20 protein-coding genes and 1 pseudogene are annotated in these 21,616 nt (G+C 60.2%); 9 read left to right on the top strand and 12 right to left on the bottom strand.

What is annotated here, in order from left to right:
• Positions 1-88 precede the first annotated feature (88 nt).
• On the top strand, positions 89-1,360 hold the full coding sequence (locus tag ACIROY_RS03750; protein ID WP_402340149.1) for an MFS transporter: 1,272 nt from the start codon (positions 89-91) through the stop codon (positions 1,358-1,360).
• Positions 1,361-1,384: 24 nt separating this feature from the next.
• A complete protein-coding gene (locus tag ACIROY_RS03745) occupies positions 1,385-2,377 on the top strand; it encodes a GlxA family transcriptional regulator (protein ID WP_402339762.1) in 993 nt (330 codons plus the stop codon).
• Between the two features lie 57 nt (positions 2,378-2,434).
• Here the strand turns inward: ACIROY_RS03745 and ACIROY_RS03740 are convergent, their stop codons facing one another.
• The 5 genes and pseudogenes from ACIROY_RS03740 to ACIROY_RS03720 all read right to left on the bottom strand — a co-directional run bounded on the left by ACIROY_RS03740 (position 2,435) and on the right by ACIROY_RS03720 (position 9,155).
• Entirely contained in the window at positions 2,435-3,820 is a 1,386-nt protein-coding gene (locus ACIROY_RS03740) for a T6SS immunity protein Tli4 family protein (RefSeq protein ID WP_402271022.1), read from the bottom strand.
• Positions 3,817-5,472: a hypothetical protein gene (locus tag ACIROY_RS03735; RefSeq protein ID WP_402339759.1), complete on the bottom strand. Its 1,656-nt coding sequence runs from the start codon at positions 5,470-5,472 to the stop codon at positions 3,817-3,819. Before ACIROY_RS03735 ends, ACIROY_RS03740 begins: the two co-directional genes overlap by 4 nt.
• Before the next feature lie 23 nt (positions 5,473-5,495).
• On the bottom strand, positions 5,496-7,994 hold the full coding sequence (locus ACIROY_RS03730; RefSeq protein ID WP_402339756.1) for a type VI secretion system Vgr family protein: 2,499 nt from the start codon (positions 7,992-7,994) through the stop codon (positions 5,496-5,498).
• A gap of 124 nt (positions 7,995-8,118) precedes the next feature.
• Positions 8,119-8,226 (bottom strand): annotated as a pseudogene (locus ACIROY_RS03725) (DUF1993 family protein); the annotation flags it as partial.
• Between the two features lie 8 nt (positions 8,227-8,234).
• The gene (locus ACIROY_RS03720) at positions 8,235-9,155 is read right to left on the bottom strand and encodes a LysR family transcriptional regulator (RefSeq protein ID WP_402271031.1); all 921 of its coding nucleotides are present in this window, start codon (positions 9,153-9,155) and stop codon (positions 8,235-8,237) included.
• Positions 9,156-9,324: 169 nt separating this feature from the next.
• On the opposite strand from ACIROY_RS03720, the gene ACIROY_RS03715 reads away from it, so the two are divergent.
• The 3 genes from ACIROY_RS03715 to ACIROY_RS03705 all read left to right on the top strand — a co-directional run bounded on the left by ACIROY_RS03715 (position 9,325) and on the right by ACIROY_RS03705 (position 11,584).
• A complete protein-coding gene (locus ACIROY_RS03715; protein ID WP_402339753.1) occupies positions 9,325-9,708 on the top strand; it encodes a DoxX family protein in 384 nt (127 codons plus the stop codon).
• 117 nt (positions 9,709-9,825) lie between these two features.
• Entirely contained in the window at positions 9,826-10,677 is an 852-nt protein-coding gene (locus ACIROY_RS03710; protein ID WP_402271036.1) for a pirin family protein, read from the top strand.
• Between the two features lie 28 nt (positions 10,678-10,705).
• A complete protein-coding gene (locus ACIROY_RS03705; protein WP_402271038.1) occupies positions 10,706-11,584 on the top strand; it encodes a pirin family protein in 879 nt (292 codons plus the stop codon).
• Between the two features lie 102 nt (positions 11,585-11,686).
• Here ACIROY_RS03705 and ACIROY_RS03700 read toward each other — a convergent pair whose 3' ends face one another.
• Both ACIROY_RS03700 and ACIROY_RS03695 read right to left on the bottom strand, forming a co-directional pair.
• Positions 11,687-12,139 carry a universal stress protein gene (locus tag ACIROY_RS03700; protein WP_402271041.1) on the bottom strand — a complete coding sequence of 151 codons (453 nt, stop codon included), beginning with the start codon at positions 12,137-12,139 and terminating at the stop codon, positions 11,687-11,689.
• A gap of 17 nt (positions 12,140-12,156) precedes the next feature.
• The gene (locus ACIROY_RS03695) at positions 12,157-12,459 is read right to left on the bottom strand and encodes a hypothetical protein (RefSeq protein ID WP_402271043.1); all 303 of its coding nucleotides are present in this window, start codon (positions 12,457-12,459) and stop codon (positions 12,157-12,159) included.
• A gap of 275 nt (positions 12,460-12,734) precedes the next feature.
• Between ACIROY_RS03695 and ACIROY_RS03690 the strand changes: the two genes are divergently transcribed.
• Both ACIROY_RS03690 and ACIROY_RS03685 read left to right on the top strand, forming a co-directional pair.
• The gene (locus ACIROY_RS03690) at positions 12,735-13,925 is read left to right on the top strand and encodes a methyltransferase (RefSeq protein WP_402339750.1); all 1,191 of its coding nucleotides are present in this window, start codon (positions 12,735-12,737) and stop codon (positions 13,923-13,925) included.
• 85 nt (positions 13,926-14,010) lie between these two features.
• Positions 14,011-14,394 carry a hypothetical protein gene (locus ACIROY_RS03685; RefSeq protein ID WP_402271048.1) on the top strand — a complete coding sequence of 128 codons (384 nt, stop codon included), beginning with the start codon at positions 14,011-14,013 and terminating at the stop codon, positions 14,392-14,394.
• Between the two features lie 29 nt (positions 14,395-14,423).
• Here ACIROY_RS03685 and ACIROY_RS03680 read toward each other — a convergent pair whose 3' ends face one another.
• Positions 14,424-15,329, bottom strand: a complete 906-nt coding sequence (locus tag ACIROY_RS03680; protein ID WP_402339747.1) for a LysR substrate-binding domain-containing protein — start codon at positions 15,327-15,329, stop codon at positions 14,424-14,426.
• 140 nt (positions 15,330-15,469) lie between these two features.
• Here ACIROY_RS03680 and ACIROY_RS03675 point away from each other — a divergent pair, with 140 nt between their 5' ends.
• Positions 15,470-16,342 (top strand): class II aldolase/adducin family protein, encoded by an 873-nt coding sequence (locus tag ACIROY_RS03675; protein ID WP_402271053.1) that lies wholly within the window; start codon positions 15,470-15,472, stop codon positions 16,340-16,342.
• A gap of 187 nt (positions 16,343-16,529) precedes the next feature.
• On the top strand, positions 16,530-17,855 hold the full coding sequence (locus tag ACIROY_RS03670) for an ABC transporter substrate-binding protein (RefSeq protein ID WP_402339744.1): 1,326 nt from the start codon (positions 16,530-16,532) through the stop codon (positions 17,853-17,855).
• Between the two features lie 54 nt (positions 17,856-17,909).
• Here the strand turns inward: ACIROY_RS03670 and ACIROY_RS03665 are convergent, their stop codons facing one another.
• The 4 genes from ACIROY_RS03665 to ACIROY_RS03650 all read right to left on the bottom strand — a co-directional run bounded on the left by ACIROY_RS03665 (position 17,910) and on the right by ACIROY_RS03650 (position 21,556).
• Positions 17,910-18,809, bottom strand: coding sequence for an NAD-dependent epimerase/dehydratase family protein (locus ACIROY_RS03665; protein ID WP_402271057.1), 900 nt, complete (start codon positions 18,807-18,809; stop codon positions 17,910-17,912).
• Positions 18,810-18,881: 72 nt separating this feature from the next.
• Positions 18,882-19,091, bottom strand: coding sequence for a hypothetical protein (locus tag ACIROY_RS03660; protein WP_402271060.1), 210 nt, complete (start codon positions 19,089-19,091; stop codon positions 18,882-18,884).
• A gap of 249 nt (positions 19,092-19,340) precedes the next feature.
• Entirely contained in the window at positions 19,341-19,991 is a 651-nt protein-coding gene (locus ACIROY_RS03655; protein ID WP_402339741.1) for a response regulator, read from the bottom strand.
• Complete coding sequence (locus ACIROY_RS03650; RefSeq protein ID WP_402271065.1) at positions 19,988-21,556, bottom strand: PAS domain S-box protein; 1,569 nt, start codon at positions 21,554-21,556, stop codon at positions 19,988-19,990. Before ACIROY_RS03650 ends, ACIROY_RS03655 begins: the two co-directional genes overlap by 4 nt.
• Positions 21,557-21,616: the final 60 nt, after the last annotated feature.

Genomic DNA, 21,616 nt, shown 5'->3' with positions numbered 1-21,616 from the left:
ATGTTTTGTGTCATTGACCCCATCGCGCACGGATTCGACAATTTGACCATCGCCATTGTTCTGAAAGAAGTCCGTGAGCTTGCCAACATTGCATCAACAAAAGGATATTAGCAGGGCTTCCTTACCCGGTTCTCATGACTCAGGGTATCGCAACGCCCGCATCCTGGCTATATGCCAGGGGCTGTTCACCTGCGCCATTTCGATCGACTTGACGCTGACCGCGCTGACCGGCTACCAGTTGGCGCCGGACAAGTCGCTGGCGACACTGCCGTTTGCGCTCATCACCGTGGCCGGGGCGGTGGTGACGTGGTTCGCAGCATTCCTGATCCAGCGGCTGGGACGGCGTCTGAGCTTTGCGCTGGGTGCGCTGGCCGGCGCGATCGGCGGCGCGATTTCGGTGTGGTCGGTGTTCCACGGGCATTTCTGGAGCTTCTGCATCGGCACCGCCGCGGTTGGCGTGTTCCAGGCCTTCGCCCAGTATTACCGGCTGGCTGCAGCCGACGCAGTGAGCGCCGAATTCAAGAGCCGCGCCATCTCGACCGTGTTGACGGGAGGCGTGATTGCCGCCGTACTGGGGCCGGCGCTGGCATCCTGGAGCAAGGACCTGTTCCCGACCGCCTTGTTTTCCGGCGCCTACCTGATGGTGGCGTTGCTGAGCCTGTTGTCGATGGTCGTCCTGCTGGTGTTCTACCGCGATACCGAAGCGGCCGCTGCCGTGCAAGTTGTTGCGGAACCGGAGTTGCCGGTGCGCTCGACCGCCGAGATTGCACGCCAGCCGGTGTTCGTCGCTGCGCTGGCCAACAACGTGGTCGGCTCGATGGTGATGATGTTCATCATGACTGCGGCGCCGCTGGCGGCGGTGGCCTGCCATCACGGCATCGACGACGGCGCCAATATCATCCAGTGGCACCTGGTCGGCATGTATGCGCCGTCCTTCTTCGCCGGCGCTCTGATCAAGCGTATCGGGCTCGGACCGGTGGTGCTGGCAGGGGGGGCGCTCAACCTTGCGTGCGCGCTGATCGCGATGGCGTCGACCAGCTTGCCGGCGTTCTACGTCGCCTTGCTGTGTCTGGGCGTGGGCTGGAATTTCATGTTCGTCGGCGGCACCACCTTGCTGGCGCAGTCGTACCGGCCCTGCGAGCGGGCGCGCGCGCAGGGGTTGTCGGAATTTTTGCGCTATGCTGCTACCGCGCTGGCGACGCTGGCCGCCGGGCCCTTGCTGGAACATTACGGCTGGTCGGCGCTCAACCTGGCAATCCTGCCCTTGCTGCTGATCTGCGCGGTCGTCAGCGTGTGGTGGATGCTGGCGAATGCAGCCGCCGCCAGGAGTGGCGTCGCAAATACTGCATCGGCAAGCTGAACCAATAAGAGGACGAGACCATCCATGAAGCCCCGCAATCCCTTGCGCATCGCCTTGCTGGCCTATCCGGGCATGAACCTGATCGACCTCAGCGGGCCTTTGCAAACCTTTGTGAGCGCGAGCCGGGTGGCGGCATCGGCGGGCGTGAGCGACCCGCGTCCGCTGTATGAAGTGCGTGTGCTGTCGTCGCGCGGCGGCGCCCTGATGACCGGCGCCGGACTGAGCGTGGAGACGGAAGCGCTGGGTGCGCTCGACCAGCTGGAGATCGACACCATCATCGCCCCGGGCGGCAGCGTCGGCGAACGCTTCGAGGCCGATCCGGCGCTGGTGGAGTGGATCAGGCAGCATGCGGGGCGCGCGCGGCGGGTGTGTTCGGTCTGCTCCGGCGCCTTCCTGCTGGCGGAGGCTGGGCTGCTGGACGGCAAGCGCGTGACCACGCATTGGGACTGGGCGCTGCGGCTGCAGCAGCAATTCCCCAGGATTGAAGTTGATCCGGAGCCGATCTTCATCCGCCAGGGCGACATCTGGACCTCGGCCGGCGTGACGGCCGGGATCGACATGACCTTGGCGCTGGTGGAACAGGATTACGGCCACAAGGTGGCGATCGCGACGGCGCGGCAACTGGTGATGTTCATCAAGCGGCCGGGCGGGCAGTCGCAGTTCAGCGTGCCGCTGGTGTCGCAATCGTCCGAAAACGCTCGCTTCGCCGAACTGCACGCCTGGATCGCTGCCAATCTCAAGCATGACCTGCGCGTGGAAAACCTCGCCAGCCGCGTCAACATGAGCCCGCGCACCTTTGCCCGCACCTATGTCGCCGAGCAAGGCCGCACGCCGGCCAAGACGGTCGAAGCGATGCGCCTGGAGGCAGCTTGTCGCGCGCTGGAAGAAACCGATCTGCCGCTCAAGAGCATCGCCACCGAAACCGGCCACGGCGAAGAGCAGAACCTGCGGCGCGTGTTTCAGCGTCAGCTTGGCGTGAGTCCGGCGCAATACCGCAGCCGGTTTTCGGCGCATTGACGGATCGCAGAGGAGGTAGCTTATAGAATTGTCTCCGCAGAGAACGATGGATACCTCTCACAAGAAATAGCTTGTCAGTTCCCAGTCAACCTTATGCTCCACCAGCACCATAGGCAACCGTTCATTTCTAAGCAGCATTTTGTTGACAAAGCTCGGCAGCCAGCGATAAGGAACCGGCTCCATCACCTTGAGCATGGGCGCGGGACTGTTAGGGTAAAGCGTTGCATGGTAGGTCTTGCCGTTCCAATACGCACGGCAGTGACCGGGCTGACGACACAGTTGACCACTGCGGGTCAACGTACCCAAAGGCAGGCGGGTATCCACTTTCGCGATTGGTATGGCGTCCATCGCGCCCGGACGTACCCGGAGGGTGCGCGAGACGGCGTCCCACAGGGCGATGGCTTCGCCTTCGGTGAGGGAGGCTTTGATGATTTCATCTCTTGGTACATTTTGAGGGAAAGCGCCGTTGTCCATGTCCAGCATCAATAGAGGCGTCTGTGCACCGCTGACGGTGGAGTTCGCTTCTAGTGTGAAATGATGTCCCGGTACTTTTGAGTCCGTTATTCCGGACGCAAGCCATTCTTCAGGAGATGTCAATGTAGGAAGATCGACCTTTCCTTTTCGCACGGTGTGTCCATTTCGTTCTGCATACGTTTCTTCGATTTGACGGCCACGTTGTAGCAAGGTGGTTTTTTCTCGAATATTGGAATTGGTCTCCAGATCAAAACTGACGTCACGTTTGTCACGCAAATAAAATGACATCGACACCTCCTCCTCAGCCGAAGCCTCCATCTGGATGAAGCCGCCAGTGAGACACACGCCAGGCTCTTTCGGAATTTCGCCTGCAGCCAAGCCACGAAAGTCGTGTAACAGTCCCATCATATAACCGAGTCTGGAAGGAACCCGGTTGCCCATTTCTTTGACACTCGCCTCGTCTGTATCCTTTGATCTTGTGTAATCCCATGTATCTGTCTCCAACTTGATGCGATAACCCTTGTCCCATTTATAGGCTTCAAGAGTTCTTCCCATATCTCCGGAATATTCATCATCCAAATGGATAAAGTGCCAAATCCCTTCTTTCCGCATCTGTTCGGTACTGGAGTCCATCGGGCGATACTCGTTGTCGCCGAATAAAAACTGATAGCCATGTATGTGTTTCATCGCTTTCAGTTCAGTGTCCCTTTTATACATGCCATCCAAGAACGCTTGCTGTGACATCGGTTCTATCTTGATATCGACATCGTTCAATTTGGCATGACCATAGATATCCACCTCAGCCGGTAAGTCGATCAGGTAGCGGCCCACACACTGGGTCTTCATGTTTGCGGTCAGTTCGGTCACGGTGCGTTGTTCCTGTTCGGTCAAGGGTTTCGGCTCGCAAGCGCTAATGGTCAGCGTCAGGCCAAGGGCAATAATGGATTTTAAAAATAGGTGTGAATTCATTGTGGGCATCCTCCATCGATCTCGTAGCGCAAGGGCGGTTTGACGTGCTGGGCAATCTTAACGATGGACCACAAGGTGAAGAGACGTTGTGCCTGGTGCTTATATGCGCCTTCGTGATCGACCCCGGGATAACCAACGCAGACGCGCACTTTGTCTTGCGGCACGCGGCCAGAACGAACCGGCACGGTGCCGTCACCGTTCTCATTGGCTTCTGTCAGTTTGAATCCGGTCGGCATGGCGATGCCGCCGCTTTGTTGCAGCAGCAGTTGCTCACCTTGTCCGTGGTCTTGCAGCACACGACCGCTCTTGACGTCGTCAATCGGTGCAGCCGTACCCAGCATGCGGGCAGCATGGGAGAGCTTGCGCTCCCAGACGACATCACCCCAGGCGCTGTGCGCTTTGTCGTCGCCGTAGAAGGCGTAGGTGACGGGATGAAATCGATTGGCAATATCTTGGTGAAACGGCTTTACTTTTTTGTCGATTAGTTTTTTGAAACTCTCCCAGTCTCTATTCAGCGTCGCCTTCGTCTTTCGTTCATCCAACGGATTAATCAGCTTGTCATCAATGAGCCCCCACCACTTGCCGCGCACGGTATAAATTTCGCGATAAGGATCGTTGCCCTGCGGCAGACTGATCCGTTGCTCGCCATCCCTGATCTTGAGCCAGCCGTTGCCGTACTCGCTGCTGGGCAAGAGTTGCAGCGGCCCCGGCGCTTGCGCAAACACCGCTGTGACCTCCGCTGCGTCGTCACCCACGACAATGCCCGCGCTACCTTCCACACCGGATTTCACTCGCTTATAGGCCGTGGCCGCGCCCGTGGTCGGCATAACGCCATGCACCACGCCAAGCACCTTATCGCGCTGGTTGAGCACCTCGCTGTAATGCCGCGCCACCAGCCCACCCATGGAGTGAGTAACGAGGATGACGTTTTTGCAGGTATAGGTTTTATCGTAATGCCGGATGAATTCGTCGATCTGGGCTTGCAGGCGTTTGGCCGAGTCGGCATTCGATTGCAGCCAGTTGTAGCCGACCGCATGCACCGGGAATTGGTAGCGATAGGATAGGCCCACTTCATCGAAGGTCAGCGGATCAATGCCGGGCGCATGGGCGACCAGTTCTTTCATCAGACGCGGACGCAGGCCGCTGCTGGCGTATTCCAGTCCGGTCTTGGTGTAGTCGGCATCGTTCAGGCTCTCTTCCAGCCACTTGAGCCAAGGGCCGTAGCTCAGATGGGATACTTCGCCCCAGCCGCGCCGGACCAGTTCTTTGTCGATTTCTTCCTGCGTCGGCGTCGGGTGGGTGTGGAAGACGCTGCGCGGGGCGGCGCCTGATGGCAAGTCGCCTCCACGGTAGACTTCCGTTTTGGCAGGATCAAGCAAGTTTTTTCGTTTCTCTGTTCCTCGGAATCCCCAACGCCATGCAACACCTTTTGTGCTATTCACGACCCATACCGCTTTTGATTTTGTCGCGTTGGTTTCTATCGACTGCAAATTCGATCCCATCACCCCCGGCACAAAGATCACCGGAATGATCCGGTCCGGCACCTTGGAACACATGGCGATACTATCGTCCGGCGGCGAGGTCACGGAGTGATATTCGACGACGCCACTCTTGAGAATGCGCGGTGGAATGATACGTTTGATGGTAGTCATGATCGTTTCCGTTTTCTGTCGAGTTATTTATGGGGAGCAATGCGCAAATGCAGTGGGTCAGCCGAAATACTTTTTTGTATCGTCGTTTGACCATCTGTATCCGTTGCGCCGGCGACAACACCCTGATCGCCCAGCACCATGTTGATTTTTTGCGATGGGGGAACTTGCTGAGTGAAGCCCCAGCCAACGCCGAACTGCTCATCGAACTTGGCCTGCTTCCAGTCGTTCATCTCTTGCGCCAGCGATGCTGGTCCTTGTCGGCGATGACTCCCGGCTTTCCAGGTTCTGTCACCCAGCGTGCCTTCTTCGATACCCAAGGGGGTGATCCTGATGTACGAACCGCCTGCCTTGAGGATGATTTCTTCCTTGGCACTAATGTCGAGGCGGCCATTAGCGCTAGTCATCATGACGTTCTTGTCTGCCGTCAGCGCCATGTCGTCGCTCTGCGCCTGAATCTCGACTTTGCCCTTGGCGGCAAACAGTTTCATGCCCAGCTTGTGCGCAATCAGAGAAATGGCTTCACCCGCAGCGACTGTAAATCGCTTCATGATGCTGATATCAGCATTGCCGCCTGCCGTGGCGATCAGATGCTCGCGCGCGGAAACCTGCACGTCCATGCCGGATGCCAAGGCGATTCCAGCAGGTGCACTCATGACGATCCCAGCGTGCTTGAGTTGTTTTAAGGTGTCGTCGAGCATTGCCTTTTGTTCGGCATAGTCGGCGGCAATGGCTTGTGCAGATTTGGTGGCTTGGCTCAAAGCATAAGTCTGCGCCAGAGAGGCTTCCAGATTGGCGATAGCTGCTTGCATATCCAGCTGCCGGCCCTGCGCTCCGGGCTGCGCATCGGCGCTGATGAACACACCTTTACCGCCACGAATGGCCGCATGATTGTCGGTGCGTAGTTCCAGTCCTTCGCCACGCCGTTGTTTCTTGCTGTCGACCAGATGACCGAGATTCAACTGACTCTTGCCATGCTCGGTGGCCAGCTTGACGTGTTCCTGCCCCTTCCAGTCTTCCATCCTGAGTTTGTTGTTGCTCTGAGTGCGAATGACATTGCGGCTCAACCAACGGTCCTGTGTGGTGATGTGGTCCGGCTCACGGCTGTTGTGATGCAGGTGGGCGATATACGGTTTGTTGGGATTGCCATCCATGAAGGTGATCGCGGCTTCGGTGCCGTCGATGATCGGGAAGTGGAAACCGGTTTCATTGGCGCCGGCAAACGGTTTCGCCAGTCGCAGCGGTACGCTCTCGCCGCCCGGATTCCATTCGTCGAAATCGAGGTCGAACCGTACCGTGTAATGACCGTGCTTGGTGATGTAGGCATGCGGGTACTTGCCGGGCGAGGTGACGCGGGCCGATAGTGTGCCTGCGATCTTCGGCCAGTTGGCTTCGTCGAGTGGTAGCCGGAAGCGCCGGTCGCTGGGAATGGCGGTATAGCTGTTCTTGTAGGCGGCGTCGCGCGCGCCGCTGTGGGTGACGCTGACGATCATCTGTCCGTTGGGCGCATCGGGCAAGGCATGATCCATGCGCAGGATGCGCGCCGTACGCAGTTCGAGGATGTTGCTCTCGCCGGTGTAGACGATCTGGCGGGCAATGGCCGCTTCATGACGCAGTTGCGCTTCCCATTTGGCACTTGCCTGATCCAGGTGGTGACTACCGTAGACGTAGGGTTGACCGTAGGTGGTCTTGTCGGCGCGGGCAATGTTGGCTTCTTGCTTGAAACGCTCCCAGGCGTCGGCTGGATGATAGTCGGCGACAAGGTAGGAGGCAGGCACAGTTTGTGATTGCGTTTGCAGACTGGAGACAGTTTCCTGAGCAGACTCCAGTCCGGCGTTCTCACGATACGGCACCTTGAGTTCAGGCTTGTAAATGTAGTGGTCGATGTCGTCGCCGAAGACGATGATGTCGCCGAACTTGCCCGGGGTGAAGTAGCTGTACAGACCCTCCTGCTGCATCAGCAGATAGATGTAGTCCCAATCGCTCATCTGGTATTGCAGACGGAAGGCATGCTCGGGATAGGTGCGACGGGTCTTGAACTGAAACTGATTGCCGTTGAAGTCGTGGCGGCGCAGGATGGCTTCGATGATCTGCGGTGCGGTCTTCTTCTGGAACACGCGGCTGGCATGGGTCAGGCGCAGGCGAGCAACCAGCGGTTCGATGACGATTTCGTAGCTGTGGAAGTCGCGGTTCTGCTTGCGCTTGTTGAAATGGGTGATGCAGCCGACAAAGGTGCGTCCCTCTTGCGCATCGTTGACGTGGCCGGAAAATGCATCGATGACCGACGGCGTGATGTTGAAACTGGCCTCCTTGCCGAGATACTGCGCACGATCCAATTCCTGCGGATGCGTGAGCTGCACGACGATGCGATACGGTTCACCCAAGGCTTCGACAGCCTGGAAGGACACCACAGATAACAGAGCGGCGTTTGCTGTACCTGGAACTGTGACGTGGTAGTGCTGTTCGCCGGTGATGGATTTGGCGAGCTGCGTCGGCAGGAGGCGTGAATGGGAGACATCTTTCATGGCGAGCGTCCTTGGTTAAAGGTGTGCTCGCCATGCTAGAGGGGTTCGCTTCAAATATGAATAAGCAGTCCCTGGGAAAAGAATTCTATTGAACGAAAATCAAGAATAATAGAAATCCGTCGATTTAAAACCCAAGGTAATCCATCTTGCCGATCTTCACGCCCTTGTGGCGCAGGATGTCGTAGGCGATGGTGATGTGGAACAGTAAGTTCTGCAGCGCGAAGGTCAACAGGACTGTGATCACGTAACGCTGATCCCATCCAGCGTCTTCAACCCCGCCAGCGAATCCAGCCACCACGACAACGCCGGCCCCGCGCGATAGTCGGGCCGGTACACGCACTGGATCGGCAAGGCCATGCCTTCGGGCGAATGCTGCGAGGTCAGGATGCGCACCAGCTTGCCCGACTTCAGGTCATCCTTGACCACATGCTCCGGCATGTAGCCCCAGCCCATCGCCGCGCGCAGCAGCGCGTGCTTGGTGCCGAGGTCGCTCATGCGCCAGGACAGGCGCGAATGCACCGAGAAATCCTGGCGCGCAGTCAGTTCGCTGCGGTCGCTCAATACCAGCTGGGTCTGCTGCGCCAGCAGCTTGTCCGGAATCCTGCCCTTGACCGCCGCCAGAGGATGCTGCGGCGACACCACGCCGACCACCATCACGCTGGGCAAGGTCACGCGCAGCAGATTGGGCGGCGTGGTCGGCAGCGTGCCGAGGATGCCGAGCATGGCGCGACCATCGATCACGCGTTCGGCCACCGCGCCCAGCGCTTCTACCTCCAGCCGCACCGTCACCGCAGGGAAGGCGTCTCGGAAGCGGCGCAGCAGGTCGACCAGGCAATCGGTGGGGAAGAACACGTCCACCGCCAGCGCGACCTCCAGTTCCTGTCCCTGCGAAAACGCACTGGCGCGCACCTGGAGCGAATCGACCTGGTCCAGCACCTGGCGCGCATCGCGCAGCAGCGCTTCGCCGGCGTCGGTCAGTTGCGGACGATAGCCGCTGCGGTCGAACAGGGCGACGTTGAGTTGGCTTTCCAGTGTGCCGATGGCGTAGCTGACCGCCGATTGGGCACGGGCCAGGACACGGGCGGCAGCGAGGAAGCTGCCGCTGTCTGCCACCTGGACGAATACCCGCAGCTGGTCGAGGGAAAAGCGTTCTATGTTCATATCGGCAACATTATCTAATAATTAGATATTGATTATAGAAAAATAATCAATTTCTTGTTGTGATTATTCGCATTATTCTGATCATGCTTTCTGAAACACCAGTGCTTCAGCTACAGATCACAAATCCAACATTCACAACATTCATTTATTCATTCGAGGGAGTTTCATCATGATCATTTCCAAATCCGCTTTCACCGTCGGCCGCGTCCTGCTGGCATCGCTGTTTGTCATTTCCGGCATCTTCAAGATCATCGACTTTTCCGGCACGGTCGGTTACATGGGCAGCCTTGGCATCCCCGTGCCGACCGTCGCCGTGATCGTCACGATCCTGGTTGAAGTCGGCGCCGGCCTGCTGTTGCTGACAGGCAGCCGCTTTGCCCGTCCTGCCGCCTTGCTGATCGCCATCTTCACCGTCGGCGCGACATTGGCCGCACACCGTTTCTGGGCTGTCGACGCTGCCGCCATGCAAGGCCAACTGACACACTTCCTGAAGAACGTGTCCATCATCGGCGGCCTGCTGATCGTCTGGTCGGTGAAACCCGCCGACGAATGAGCTGGCATCAGCTGATGCAACTGCATCGTTGATAAAACTGCAATAGCAACAATCTGGTAACAAGGTGACGGCGGCACATCCGCTGCCGTCATCTCCGCACCTCACAGGAGAAACACCATGAGCACCACTTTTACCCGCCAGCTGGAACGGCTGGTCAACGGCATCCCGACCCAGGATGGCGCCGGTGTCAGCCTTACCCGCGTGCTGACGCATGATCTGCAACGTCGCCTGGATCCTTTCCTGATGCTGGACGCATTTCATTCGGACAAGCCCGACGATTACCTGGCCGGTTTCCCCGACCATCCGCATCGCGGCTTTGAAACCGTGACCTACATGCTGCAAGGGCGCATGCGCCATCGCGACAACGCCGGCAACGAAGGCCTGCTGGAGCCGGGCGGCATGCAATGGATGACCGCCGGCCGCGGCCTCGTGCACTCGGAATTGCCGGAGCAGGAAGACGGCCTCATGAGCGGTTTCCAGTTGTGGGTGAACCTGGCCGGCCGCGACAAGATGACCACGCCGGGCTACAGCGACATTCCGTCGGCGCAGATTCCCGAAGTGACGCCCCAGGATGGCGTGCAGGTGCGCGTGCTGGCCGGCGAAGCGTTCGGCGTCAAGGGTGCGGTTGAACGTCCGACTACGGCGCCGCTGTATCTGGATCTAAACGTGCAGGCCGATAAACGGCTCGCCTTGCCGATTCCGGCGACGCATAATGCCTTCCTGTATGTGTACGAAGGCGAATTGCTGATCGGACAAGACCAGCGCGTGGCCGCCGCCGGACGCATGGCGATCCTCAGCAACGCGGCAGGCGCGGAAGGCGTTGAAATCCAGGCGAGCAAGGACAGCCGCTTTCTGCTGATCTCCGGCGAGCCGCTCAATGAGCCGATCGCGCAATGGGGACCGTTCGTCATGAACACCCGCGAAGAGGTTGAACAGGCCATCGACGATTTCCGCGCCGGCAAGTTTTGAACCATCACTTTTTGACAAGGAACGCCACATGAGCAGCATTCGTCATCTGATCCACGGCCTGGTGCGCGACATCGGTTTCCCGGTGCGCCGCCTGTTGCCGGCCGCCGCCGCCCGCACGGTCGGTCCGTTCGTGTTCTTCGATCACATGGGCCCGGTCGAATTCGACAGCGGCACCACCGAAGGCGACGTTCGTCCGCATCCGCATATCGGCCTGGCGACGGTGACGTATCTGTTTTCCGGCGCCATGATGCATCGCGACAGCCTCGGCGTCGTGCAGCGGATTACGCCGGGGGCGGTCAACTGGATGGCGGCAGGGCGCGGCATCGTGCACTCCGAACGCGTTCCGGACGACATCCGCGACGACAAGGTGCCGGTGCACGGCCTGCAGATGTGGGTGGCCTTGCCGAAGGACCAGGAGCAGGGGGAAGCCAGCTTCCATCACTATGCGGAAGACGACATGCCGCGCATCGACGTGGGTGCCGCCAGTCTGCACCTGTTGGCGGGCAAGGCTTATGGTCATGAGTCGCCGGTGAAGACTTCCAGCCCGACGTTGTATGTGTGCGGTCGCATCAAGGCCGGCGGAACGCTGAGCCTGCCTGCCGATTACAGTGAACGCGCGGTGTATGTCGTCACCGGCGGCGCGACGCTGGACGGCGAAGCGCTGGAAGCGGGCGTGCTGGCGATCCTGGAGCCGGGCGTTGAAGTACTGCTGACTGCGCAGAGCGACACGCTCTTCATGGTGCTGGGCGGCGAGCCTATCGACGGTCCGCGCTTCGTCTGGTGGAATTTCGTGGCCAGCAGCAAGGAGCTCATCGAGAGCGCCAAGCTGGCGTGGCGGGCGCAGGACCGTGAAGTGTTCGGTGCGATCCCGGGCGAGGTGGAATGGATTCCGTTGCCGGAGAAGTAAGCATCTTGCTTGCAACGAGCCAGCTCAACCACGTGGAAGCCGGAAAGAAAAAACGCCCTGATTGCCAGGGCGTTTTTCATTGTGCGCAAGCATTCAGATTGTTCAGGCTTCCTTGCCGCGTATGATCCATACCGGCAACGGACATTGATGCATGACCTTCTCGGCCACGCTGCCCAGCACCAGTTTGCGGAAACCGGTGCGGCCGTGCGAACCGATCACCACCAGTTCGGCCTTGCTGTCCCTGGCCGCCTTGAGGATGGTGCCGGGAATGTCGCCCAGCGCCACCGGGTCTTCGACCAGACGGGTTTCGCCGCGCAGGCCGGCCGAGATGACGCGCGATTTGGCTTGCTCGAGGATGGTCTGGCCGGCGTCGACGACGCTGCCATGCACACCGGCCGCAGCGCTGAGACCCGTGTCGTAAAGCAGGTGGCTATTGTCGACGACGTGCAGCACTTCGATGGAACTACCAAGCGTTTTAGCCAGTTTGATGGCTTCGTCCAGGGCCTGGTTGGCAGTGTTGCTGCCGTCGACAGGAACGAGGATCTTTGCGTACATGCGGGTGTCCTTAGGGTTTAGATCATGCCGAGGATGCGGCCGAGCTCGGCGACGTAGGGGCTGTCCTTGAGGATCGCGCCTTCCACGGAATCCATCAGGTCCTGTGCCGAATTGCGGGTCTTGCCGATATGTTCGCGCAGGACTGCAGCTTCGACCTCGGGGCTGGCGAGATGGCTCTTGAGCAAGGCGAAATCCTTGCGCAGCAGTGCGGCTTGCGGCGAGTCTGCAGGAATGTCCTGCAGCGCCTGTTCCAGTTCGGCCAGGATGTGCTTGAGTCGCACGTGGTTGGCATCGTCTTGACGCAGAATGGGGTCTGACATGTCGGCTCCGGGCGGTAGGTTGAGAGGAATTAATTGGGATTAATCAAAAATCACGCAAAACTTGTAATTTTGGCAAGTCGTGCGTTGTTGAATATTCAACGGTCCATGATAAGAGATGTAGCGAGTTCGTGCTGACGAAGGTTCCGGCCTCCACATTTGTTACACTGCGGCAGACCAGTCATTCATCATTTCATCATTACATCATTCCTTCATCAACTCCAGCATCAGTTGCAGTTCCATCTCCAGCTCTGGTATCAACTCAAGAAAGCATCACCATGAACGATTCCCCTGATTTCCCTCTTATAAGCTGGACCGAAGCAGAGGAAAATCGTTCCGCCCGCTGGCGCTCCGAAGCCGGCAATCCGCCGCCTAAAAAGGTCATCGTCGCCGACGATCGCATTCCCGCCGACGTCGCCTACAAGCTGGTGTGCGAAGGCACCGGCTTGCTGTGGCGCGGCGACTTCCAGAACGCACGACAACTATTGCAGGCGCTGGCGCGCCGCATCGACAAGCAGTCCGAACGCAAGTCGCTCAAGACCGCTGACAAGAAAGACAAGAAGGACAAGAAAGACGCTGTAATCACACCTGCAGCTTCGATCACCCAGACATTCCACCAGCATCGCCAGGCTCAGGCGCAACGCGCGCGCATCCTCGGCATGCTGCTGGTGCCGCTGGAAGCCGATTACGCCATTCCTTTACGTCGCGCACCCGACGTCAGCCAGGCTTGTGAAGAAGTCTACGGCGCAGGCAAGGAAGCCAGCGTAGCGACCCTGCGCGAAGTGCTCGGCCTGATCGGCGCGCATGAGTGGCGCAAGAAGGGCGTACCGATCCCGGCGCTGGGAGGCAGCATCCATCCGTATTACGGTGTGTTCTCGCCGGTGCGAGGCGAATACATTGATCTCATCGGGCGCGCCAACTTGCCGTCCGTGCAATTGGCGTTCGACATCGGCACCGGCACCGGCGTGCTGGCGGCCCTGCTGGCAAAGCGCGGCGTCAAGCACATCGTCGCCACCGACCAGAGTGCACGCGCGCTGGAATGTGCGGCGGAAAACCTGAAACGCCTCGGCGTCGACAAGCAGGTCGAACTGGTCACTGCCGATCTGTTCCCGCCGGGCCAGGCGCCGCTGATTGTCTGTAATCCACCGTGGGTGCCGGCCAAGCCGAGCTCACCGATCGAACATGCGATCTACGATCCGGACAGCCGCATGCTGCGCGGTTTCCTCGACGGGCTGGCGGCGCATCTGACGCCGAACGGCGAGGGGTGGCTGATCCTGTCTGATTTCGCCGAGCACCTGGGCTTGCGTTCGCGCGCTGAATTGCAGGCGATGTTCGACAAGGCGGGCTTGCGCGTCGCACTGAAGCAAGACATCAAGCCGCGCCATCCGCGTTCCAGCGATGCTGAGGATCCGCTGCATGCCGCTCGCGTCAAGGAAGTGACGTCGTTGTGGGTATTGAAGGCTAAATAATCAATGTAAACAATTGATTGCCGCCGGTAGTTGATCTTTTATCTCAACTCCCTGCGGCTGATTTTATTGTCTGAAAGGCATGCCAATGAAAGCAACTTCACTCCTCATCGCACTGACGCTGGGCGCGGCGAGTCTGGCGTGGGCACAGCCGCAGCCGCGCCTGCCGTATCCGCTCGGTTACGATCGCCCGGAGCCGGACAAGCCGGTGGTCACCACCAGCGCCAACACCTGCAAGTGCGAAGTGGCCGACACCAGCGGCAGCGCCTGCATGATCTACATGCGCACCAATGCCGGTGAATGGCTGGCGCAGAACGCGCCGCAGACACGCATGCGCTCGTCCAACGACGGTCGCTACTACGACACGCCGTTCGCGCTGGCGGCCAGCGCCTGCGCCGGCCGCAAGGTCAATGCAGCGACGGTGAAAGTGCATTGGCTGGACCGCAAAAATGCCATCCTGGAGTGGAAGTGATGTATGAAGAATCGATTGCAGTCGATTGTTTACGCTTGATTTAACTGTGCTTGCAAGAAGAGCCAGTCGCGAAAGCGCATGATCTTCTTGCTGTTCTTTTCGCCCTCGCGATAACTGAGAAAATGGGTTTCGCGCAGGACCGACTTCAGTTCTCCCCCATCCAGCCGCACCAGTTCGCCGTTGGCGATTTCCTGCTCCGCCAGGCGCGTGCTTTCCAATGCAATCCCGACACTGTTGACGGCGGCCGCCAGCGCCAGCGAAGCGCGGTCGAATGATGGCATCGGCCGTCCGGGCGGCAGCTTCATGCCGTTCAACGCAAACCAGTCGCTCCAGCGCACCGGATTGAGCGTCGACTGGATCAGCGTCATGCCGGCGATATCGGCCAGCTTCACGGCGGTGGGTTTGTCTCGGAGCAGCGCGGGCGAACACAGCGGGACGATGGTTTCCGAGCCAATCGCTTCGCTGACGATGCCGGCCCGCTGCGGCGCGTTGCCGTAGGCGATGGCCAGGTCGAGTTCTTCGTGGCGCAACAGGTCGACCGGCTCGGCGCCTGAGGACATGCTGATGTTGATGTCGGGATACTGCTGCATGAAGCGCGGCAGCCGCGGGCCCAGCCATTTGGTCGCGAAGCTGGGCGAGCAATGCACCGCCAGCGCGTCGCTGCGGCGCGCCGAGCCGAGTTCTTCGCAGGCCGCTTCCATGAGATCGAACGCCACCGATAACTGGTCCAGCAGACGCCGTCCTTCCGCAGTCAGTTCGACGCGGCGGAACGAGCGGGTGAACATGGGCTTGCCGAAATAGGTTTCCAGCCCGCGCACCTGGTGGCTGATGGCCGATGGCGACAGGTGCAATTCTTCGCTTGCGAGGGCAAAACTCTGCAGCCGGGCAGCGGCTTCAAAGGCGCGCAGAGAAAAGAAACTGGGGAGTTTTCGCATTGCGGCCTTGGTGGCGGATTAGATGGTAAATCAATGAGGTGAATCAGATTCATCATATTGTGAATACTCGTCATTTGTCAAAGCGCCGGGCTTCTTGGGATGATCAGCTCATCAAACAGATACTAAAACGGAGACCAGCCATGATCGAAGTCGCAGACCGTGCAACATCCACCACGCCAGCCAAAGCCGCTTTCAGCGCGCTCGCCGCCGACGACAAGCGCATCTCGGTATACCAGCCCGAACAACAGGGGCTCAAATTTCCCGAGGTGCCGGTATTCGCCACCCACGCTGAAGAACGCCAGCATCGCAAGGAACGCTTGGTCGCCGCCTGCCGCGCTTTCGCCCTGCATGGTCTCGACTACGGCTTTGCCGGCCACCTGACGGTGCGCGATCCGGAATTCCCGGACCTGTACTGGACCAATCCGATGGCGGTGCATTTCTCCCAGGTCAAGCTGTCCAACCTGATCCTCGCCAATCACAAGGGCGAGGTAGTGCAGGGCACTTACGCACTGAACCGCGCCGGCTTCGTGCTGCACGCCGCAGTCCACGAGATGCACCAGGACATCGTCGCCATGTGCCACGCGCATACCGTCTACGGCACCGCTTGGGCGGCGCTTGGACGCCAGCTCGATCCGATCACCCAGGACGCGGCGGTGTTCTTTGAAGACCATGTCGTCATCACCGCCGAGGCCGGCGCCGTTGCGGTCAAGGCAGAGGCCGGCAAGTCGGTGGCTGCAGCCTTCGGCAAGAACAAGGCGGCGATTCATCAAAACCACGGCCTGTTCACCGCCAGCCGCCACAGCATCGAAGACGCCGCATTCTGGTTCATCGCGCTGGAACGCTGCTGCCAGGTCCAGCTCATGGTCGAAGCCACCGGCATCAAGCCGACCATGGTGTCGGCGGAGCGCGCCCGCTACAGCCGTGAGAACGTCGGCAACTCGTTCATCGGCTGGCTGCACTTCCAGCCGATTTATGACCAACTGGTGCAGACCAGTCCGGACATGTTTGACTGATTTGTCCTCCGTCGCACTGATGGAGATGTTCATGCCGGCCATTTCGATGGCCGGCGTTTGTCGTTGCCGTCACTCATTTAACTGAAGGAGAGAGCCACTCACCACACCCTTACTGCCTTGCATAGACGTCAATATATATAACCGCGCACACGCGGATCCATCCGTTCTAACAGAAGGAGCAGGAGACATGACGAAGTTAAGCAGACGCGAATTTCTGATCGCCGGCGCAGCATCGGCTGCCGCCGCCTCGACCGTGGGAGGTGCGGCGTTCGCCGCGCCCACCGCACCCGGCGGCATCGATTACCCGATAGAAAAAGGCGCGACTCTGCGCGTCTTGCGCTGGAAGCGCTTCGTCCAGGGCGACGAGGATTTGTGGAATGAGAACGTCAAGAAATTCACCGAGCTGACCGGCGTCCCGGTGCGCACCGACAGCGAGGGGTTTGAGGACGTGCGGCCCAAGGCGGCGGTGGCGGCCAATGTCGGCAGCGGTCCCGATATCGTGCTGGGCTGGTTCGACGACCCGCACCAGTATCCGACCAAGCTGCTCGACGTCACCGATCTGGCCAACTCGCTCGGCAGCCGTTACGGCGGTTGGTACGACGTGTTCCAGAAATACGGCAAGAGCAACGGCAAGTGGATCGCCATTCCGCTGGGCGTGATCGGCATCTGCCTGGTGTACCGCGACAGCCAGCTCAAGGCCGCCGGTTTTGAAGCGGTGCCGAAGGACTTGCCCGATTTCCTCAAGATGGCGCAGGCGCTCAAGGCCAAAAACACGCCGATCGGCTTCGCCCACGGCAAGGCGGTCGGCGACGCCAACAACTACGCGCACTGGCTGCTGTGGGCGCACGGCGGCAAGCTGGTTGATGAGCAAGGCAACGTCGTCATCAATTCGGCCGAGACCCGCGCCGCTCTCGAATACGGCAAGCAGTTGTATCAGACCATGGTGCAGGGCACGCTGTCCTGGCAGGATCCGTCCAACAACAAGGCCTATCTCGACGGCCAGGTCAGCCTGACCAACAACGGCATCTCGATCTACTACGCCGCCAAGAATTCGACCGATCCGAAGCTGCTGGAGCTGGCCAAGGACACCCAGCACACGCACTATCCGATCGGCGTCTCGGGCAAGCCGACCGAGCTGATGCAACTGACCCAGATGATGGCGTTCAAGCACACCAAGTATCCCAATGCGGCCAAGGCTTTTCTGCAATTCATGATGGAGCCGGATCAGTTCAATCCGTGGATGAAGGCAGCCATCGGCTACGTCAGCCAGCCGCTCAAGGCCTATGAAAAGAATCCGGTCTGGACGGCGGACCCCAAGGCCACGCCTTACCGAGACGCCGCCTCGCTGATGCTGGACCATGGCCACGCAGGTCCGCTGGGGCAAGCCTCGGCGGCCTGTCTGGCCGATTACGTGCTGGTCGACATGGTGGCGGAAGCGGCGAGCGGATCGAAGACCGTCCAGCAAGCAATCGACCGGGCGGCCGAGCGCGCCAAACGTTTCTACAAGACCTGACCTGGAAGCAAGAAGGCGTGACCGTTGCGGCAAGCGTCGGAACGGTCACGCCGGTCAGGCCGGCTTGTCCATCTCATTCTCGATCCACGCGGTCGCTGAAGCATGCTGCGGGTTCCAGCCCAGCTCCTTGCGGGCGCGGACGGCGTGCACACGGCTGTTGGAGCCGAGCGAATAGCGGGCGCGGGCGACGCCCCAGATGGCGATGGCTCGTTCTTCGCTGAGATTCTCGACGCTAGCGATGCCGAGGCGCTTGCTGAGCGCGGCGCCGATATCAGCGAACGACGACTCGCCGTTTTCCGCGAAATAGAAGGCGCCGGCGGGCGCCTGTTCCAATGCCAGCAGATACAGCGCGCAGGAATCTTCGATGTGCACGGTCGACCAGCGATTGAGGCCGCGGCCAACGATGCGCACCACGCCGCTGGCTACGGCCTTGTCCACCAGCGCCGGAATCTGCACGCTGTGCGGCTGCAGGCCGAGACCCTTGCCATAGATCAGCGTGTTGCAAATCACCACGCCACGGATGCCTTCGGCCGACAGGATGCGCCGGTCAAGTTCGTAGCGGGCGCGTTTGCCTTCATCGACCACCAGCGGCGTCTCTTCGTCGAAGATGGTCGGATTGAGCGCGTTGCCGGCGACGGCGTCGCCGATCACGCTGGAGCCGCTGGTGTGCAGCAGGGGTTTGCCGCTGCCGGCCAGTCCTTCAATCAGCGCTTCGATGGCGTCGCGATGGTCGCTGCTGGCGCAATTGATGACGGCGTCGGCCGCGCGCGCCTCGCGAATCAGTGCGTTGCGGTCGTCGAGATCGCCCTGGACGGCTTCGACGCCCAGCCGCGCCAGCGCGTCGGCCTTGCGCATGTCGCGCACCAGCCCGCGCACGCTGTGGCCGGCTTTGATCAGGTGGACTGCAATCGAGCCGCCGACGTAGCCGGTCGCGCCTGTGATAAATACTTTCATGTGATTTCCCCGGTATCCAATGCGGAACTGTAACGCGTTTCGCGTGCGGATGCCCGGGCAGGCAAGGTGGTGTCAGTCGCCTTCGTCGTCCGAACCGAACTGGCGGCGCAACGCCAGTTGCTGGCGTTCGCGGGCTCCCTTGTTGCGTTCGAAATTGGCAGCATTCACCTGGGCTTGGTCACGGGCGTGTTCGTAGACGAGTCGCTCCAGCGGCGTCCGCTCGCATCCGCTTAATCCCGTCAAGCAGAGCAGCACCAGCAACAGGCCAAATAGTGATCGCATTTTTCCATCCGTCGGCATGAATATCGGTCAGGTATGCCGGCGTTGTCATGCATGCGGATCAGTCACCCGGATGGGGCGGAGACGCGCAGCGGATCGGGTGGATCGCCTTGGGCCGGCGTCGCGCGCGGTGATGAGGCGTAACAGCGCGGACTGCGATGATGGTAGTACCGGTGCGCCGGAAAATATGTCGGGAGAATCGTACAAATGCGACGCATTCTTATGATGCCGGGCGGCAATTCCGATGCGAAATTATTCCAGCGAAATCAAGCCGTGATGGATGGAGAATTTGACGAGGCTGGGCAGGTCGCTGACGCCGATCTTTTGCATCAGCCGGCTGCGATAGGTTTCGATCGACTTGGGCGAGAGCGACAGCATGGCCGCTACCTGCGCACTGGAGTGGCCTTCCGCCACCAGTTGCAGCACTTCCCGTTCGCGCGTGCTCAGGGCGTCCAACGGTCCGGCGGCGCGGCTCTCCAGCAGGTAGTCGTCGACCACGGTGTCGGAGATCTTCTGGCTCAGGTAGCGTTGCCCGCTCTGCACGATGCGGATGGCATTGACCAGTTCAGAGCCGGCCGAATTCTTCAGCAGGTAACCGCGCGCGCCGGCCTGCAGGGCGCGGAAGATGTGCTCCTTGGTGGCGTACATGGACAGCATGATGGTCTTGACGGCGGGCGCGACGTCGCGCAGCAGCAGCGCCGCCTCGATGCCGTTCAGGTTCGGCATGGCGATGTCCATGATGACGACGTCGGGATGCAACTGCTCGATTTCCTTGACCGCCTGGCGGCCGTCGCTGCCGGAGCCGACCACGGTGATGTCGCTGTGCACTTGCAGCATGACCGCCAGCCCGTCGCGCACGATGGTGTGGTCATCGGCGATGTAGATGCGGATCGGCGTCGTCACAGTTCCACCGCCACTTCGATGCAGGTGCCCTTGCCGGGCTCGGAGATGATCTTCAGGTGGCCGCCCAGGGCTTGCGCGCGCTCGCGCATGGAGACCAGGCCCCAGGTCGGTTTCAGCTTATGGTCGCGCTGCTTGTTGAGGACGAAGCCGACGCCGTCGTCCATGATGGTCAGCGTGACCGAGCTCGGCAGGATGTTGAGCATGACCTCGACATTGGTGGCGCGCGCGTGTTTGGCGATGTTGGTGATGGCGCCCTGGGCGATGCGGAACAGCGAAATTTCCAGCTCCGGCTCCAGCCGGTCGGCGATGCCGTAGACATCTACCGTGAAGCGGAAGCCGGAGCGCTCGGCAAACAATTCGCACTGCCAGCGCAACGCCGCTTCCAGGCCGTAGTCGTCCAGTACCGGCGGCCGCAGCTCGGCCATCAGCCGGCGCACGGCGTCGGTGGTGTCGTCCAGCAGCACGATGGAGTCCTTCAGGCGCGCCGCCATGCCGGCCGAAGGATGGTCATTTGCGCCGGAGATTTCCCCACTCATGATGGTCATGTTGATGCTCAAGGCCGCCAGCGCCGAGCCGATGGTGTCGTGCAGCTCCTGTGCAAAGCGCCGCCGCTCGGCTTCTTCCACACGGGCCAGCTCGCGCGACACGTCGCGCAGTTCGCGCGTCAGCGCCAGCAGGTTTTCTTCCGACTGCTTGCGTTCGGTAATGTCGACGTGCGATCCCTGCAGCAGGATCGCCTTGCCGTTTTCGTCGAGCATGGCCATGGAGCGCGACAGCATCCAGCGGAAGGTGCCGTCGCGGTGGCGCATGCGGTATTCGATTTCCAGCGACTCCTGCGGCGAGGCCAGATAAGCACGCGTCAGCGTGACGGCGCGCTCGACGTCGTCGGCGTGCAGCCGCGCCGTCCATTCTTCCATGCCGTCATCGATTTCGTGATCGGCGTAACCGATCTGCCGCTTCCATTCCGGCGAGAAGTAGAACTGGTCGGTGCGCAGGTTCCAGTTCCACAGTCCGGTATTGGATGCGCTGACGGCGAGTTTGAGCTGGCCCAGCGTAAACTCCAGCTGGGCGGTGCGTTTGAAGATGCCTTTTTCGAGTTCATGGTGGCGCTTTTCCAGCGCCTCTTCGGCTTCTTTTCGTTCGGTGATTTCACGCAGGAAGGTGACCACGCCGATGCAGTCGACGCCGCGATTGACCATGATCGGACTGGCGCTGACCTCAAGCCAGCAGAAGCGGCCGTCCAGTCTGGTCATGCCCATCATGATGTTGCTGACCGGTTGTCGCGTTGTCTGTGCGACAACCATCGGATAGTCTTTCTCCGCAAAAGAAGTGCCGTCGCTGCGCATGGCCTTGCGGCTGTGGAGCAGGGCGGCGACGTTTTGTATTTCCTGCATTTGCTGCTTGCTGCATTCGAGGATGTGTTCGGCCACGCCGTTGCAATCGAACACCGAGCCGTTCGCATGCTGCATGACGATGCCGTCCGTAAACGCATCCACCAGCGCCCGGTAGAGGTCGTTCTTTTTAAGGCAATCGTCATCTGCCGGTGTGCAACTCAGACTGTTCATTTCGCGTGTCGGTATCGTTTTTGTTTTGGTGATGCAGAAGTTTTCAAGGCAGGATCTGCG

Origin of the sequence: Herbaspirillum sp. NPDC101396 (genome assembly GCF_044767365.1) — a bacterium.
Taxonomy (GTDB): Bacteria; Pseudomonadota; Gammaproteobacteria; order Burkholderiales; family Burkholderiaceae_D; genus Herbaspirillum.
Note: the sequence above shows the minus strand (reverse complement) of the source record. Positions and strands in the feature narration are given on the sequence as shown.

Bases quoted from the DNA above. Each gene is read 5' to 3' on its own strand.
- ACIROY_RS03720 (WP_402271031.1), bottom strand. From the start codon at position 9,155: ATGAACATAGAACGCTTTTCCCTCGACCAGCTGCGGGTATTCGTCCAG.
- ACIROY_RS03690 (WP_402339750.1), top strand. From the start codon at position 12,735: ATGAACGATTCCCCTGATTTCCCTCTTATAAGCTGGACCGAAGCAGAG.
- ACIROY_RS03730 (WP_402339756.1), bottom strand. From the start codon at position 7,994: ATGAAAGATGTCTCCCATTCACGCCTCCTGCCGACGCAGCTCGCCAAA.
- ACIROY_RS03670 (WP_402339744.1), top strand. From the start codon at position 16,530: ATGACGAAGTTAAGCAGACGCGAATTTCTGATCGCCGGCGCAGCATCG.
- ACIROY_RS03650 (WP_402271065.1), bottom strand. From the start codon at position 21,556: ATGAACAGTCTGAGTTGCACACCGGCAGATGACGATTGCCTTAAAAAG.
- ACIROY_RS03740 (WP_402271022.1), bottom strand. From the start codon at position 3,820: ATGAATTCACACCTATTTTTAAAATCCATTATTGCCCTTGGCCTGACG.
- ACIROY_RS03715 (WP_402339753.1), top strand. From the start codon at position 9,325: ATGATCATTTCCAAATCCGCTTTCACCGTCGGCCGCGTCCTGCTGGCA.
- ACIROY_RS03675 (WP_402271053.1), top strand. From the start codon at position 15,470: ATGATCGAAGTCGCAGACCGTGCAACATCCACCACGCCAGCCAAAGCC.
- ACIROY_RS03685 (WP_402271048.1), top strand. From the start codon at position 14,011: ATGAAAGCAACTTCACTCCTCATCGCACTGACGCTGGGCGCGGCGAGT.
- ACIROY_RS03735 (WP_402339759.1), bottom strand. From the start codon at position 5,472: ATGACTACCATCAAACGTATCATTCCACCGCGCATTCTCAAGAGTGGC.
- ACIROY_RS03710 (WP_402271036.1), top strand. From the start codon at position 9,826: ATGAGCACCACTTTTACCCGCCAGCTGGAACGGCTGGTCAACGGCATC.
- ACIROY_RS03705 (WP_402271038.1), top strand. From the start codon at position 10,706: ATGAGCAGCATTCGTCATCTGATCCACGGCCTGGTGCGCGACATCGGT.
- ACIROY_RS03680 (WP_402339747.1), bottom strand. From the start codon at position 15,329: ATGCGAAAACTCCCCAGTTTCTTTTCTCTGCGCGCCTTTGAAGCCGCT.
- ACIROY_RS03665 (WP_402271057.1), bottom strand. From the start codon at position 18,809: ATGAAAGTATTTATCACAGGCGCGACCGGCTACGTCGGCGGCTCGATT.
- ACIROY_RS03660 (WP_402271060.1), bottom strand. From the start codon at position 19,091: ATGCGATCACTATTTGGCCTGTTGCTGGTGCTGCTCTGCTTGACGGGA.
- ACIROY_RS03745 (WP_402339762.1), top strand. From the start codon at position 1,385: ATGAAGCCCCGCAATCCCTTGCGCATCGCCTTGCTGGCCTATCCGGGC.
- ACIROY_RS03700 (WP_402271041.1), bottom strand. From the start codon at position 12,139: ATGTACGCAAAGATCCTCGTTCCTGTCGACGGCAGCAACACTGCCAAC.
- ACIROY_RS03695 (WP_402271043.1), bottom strand. From the start codon at position 12,459: ATGTCAGACCCCATTCTGCGTCAAGACGATGCCAACCACGTGCGACTC.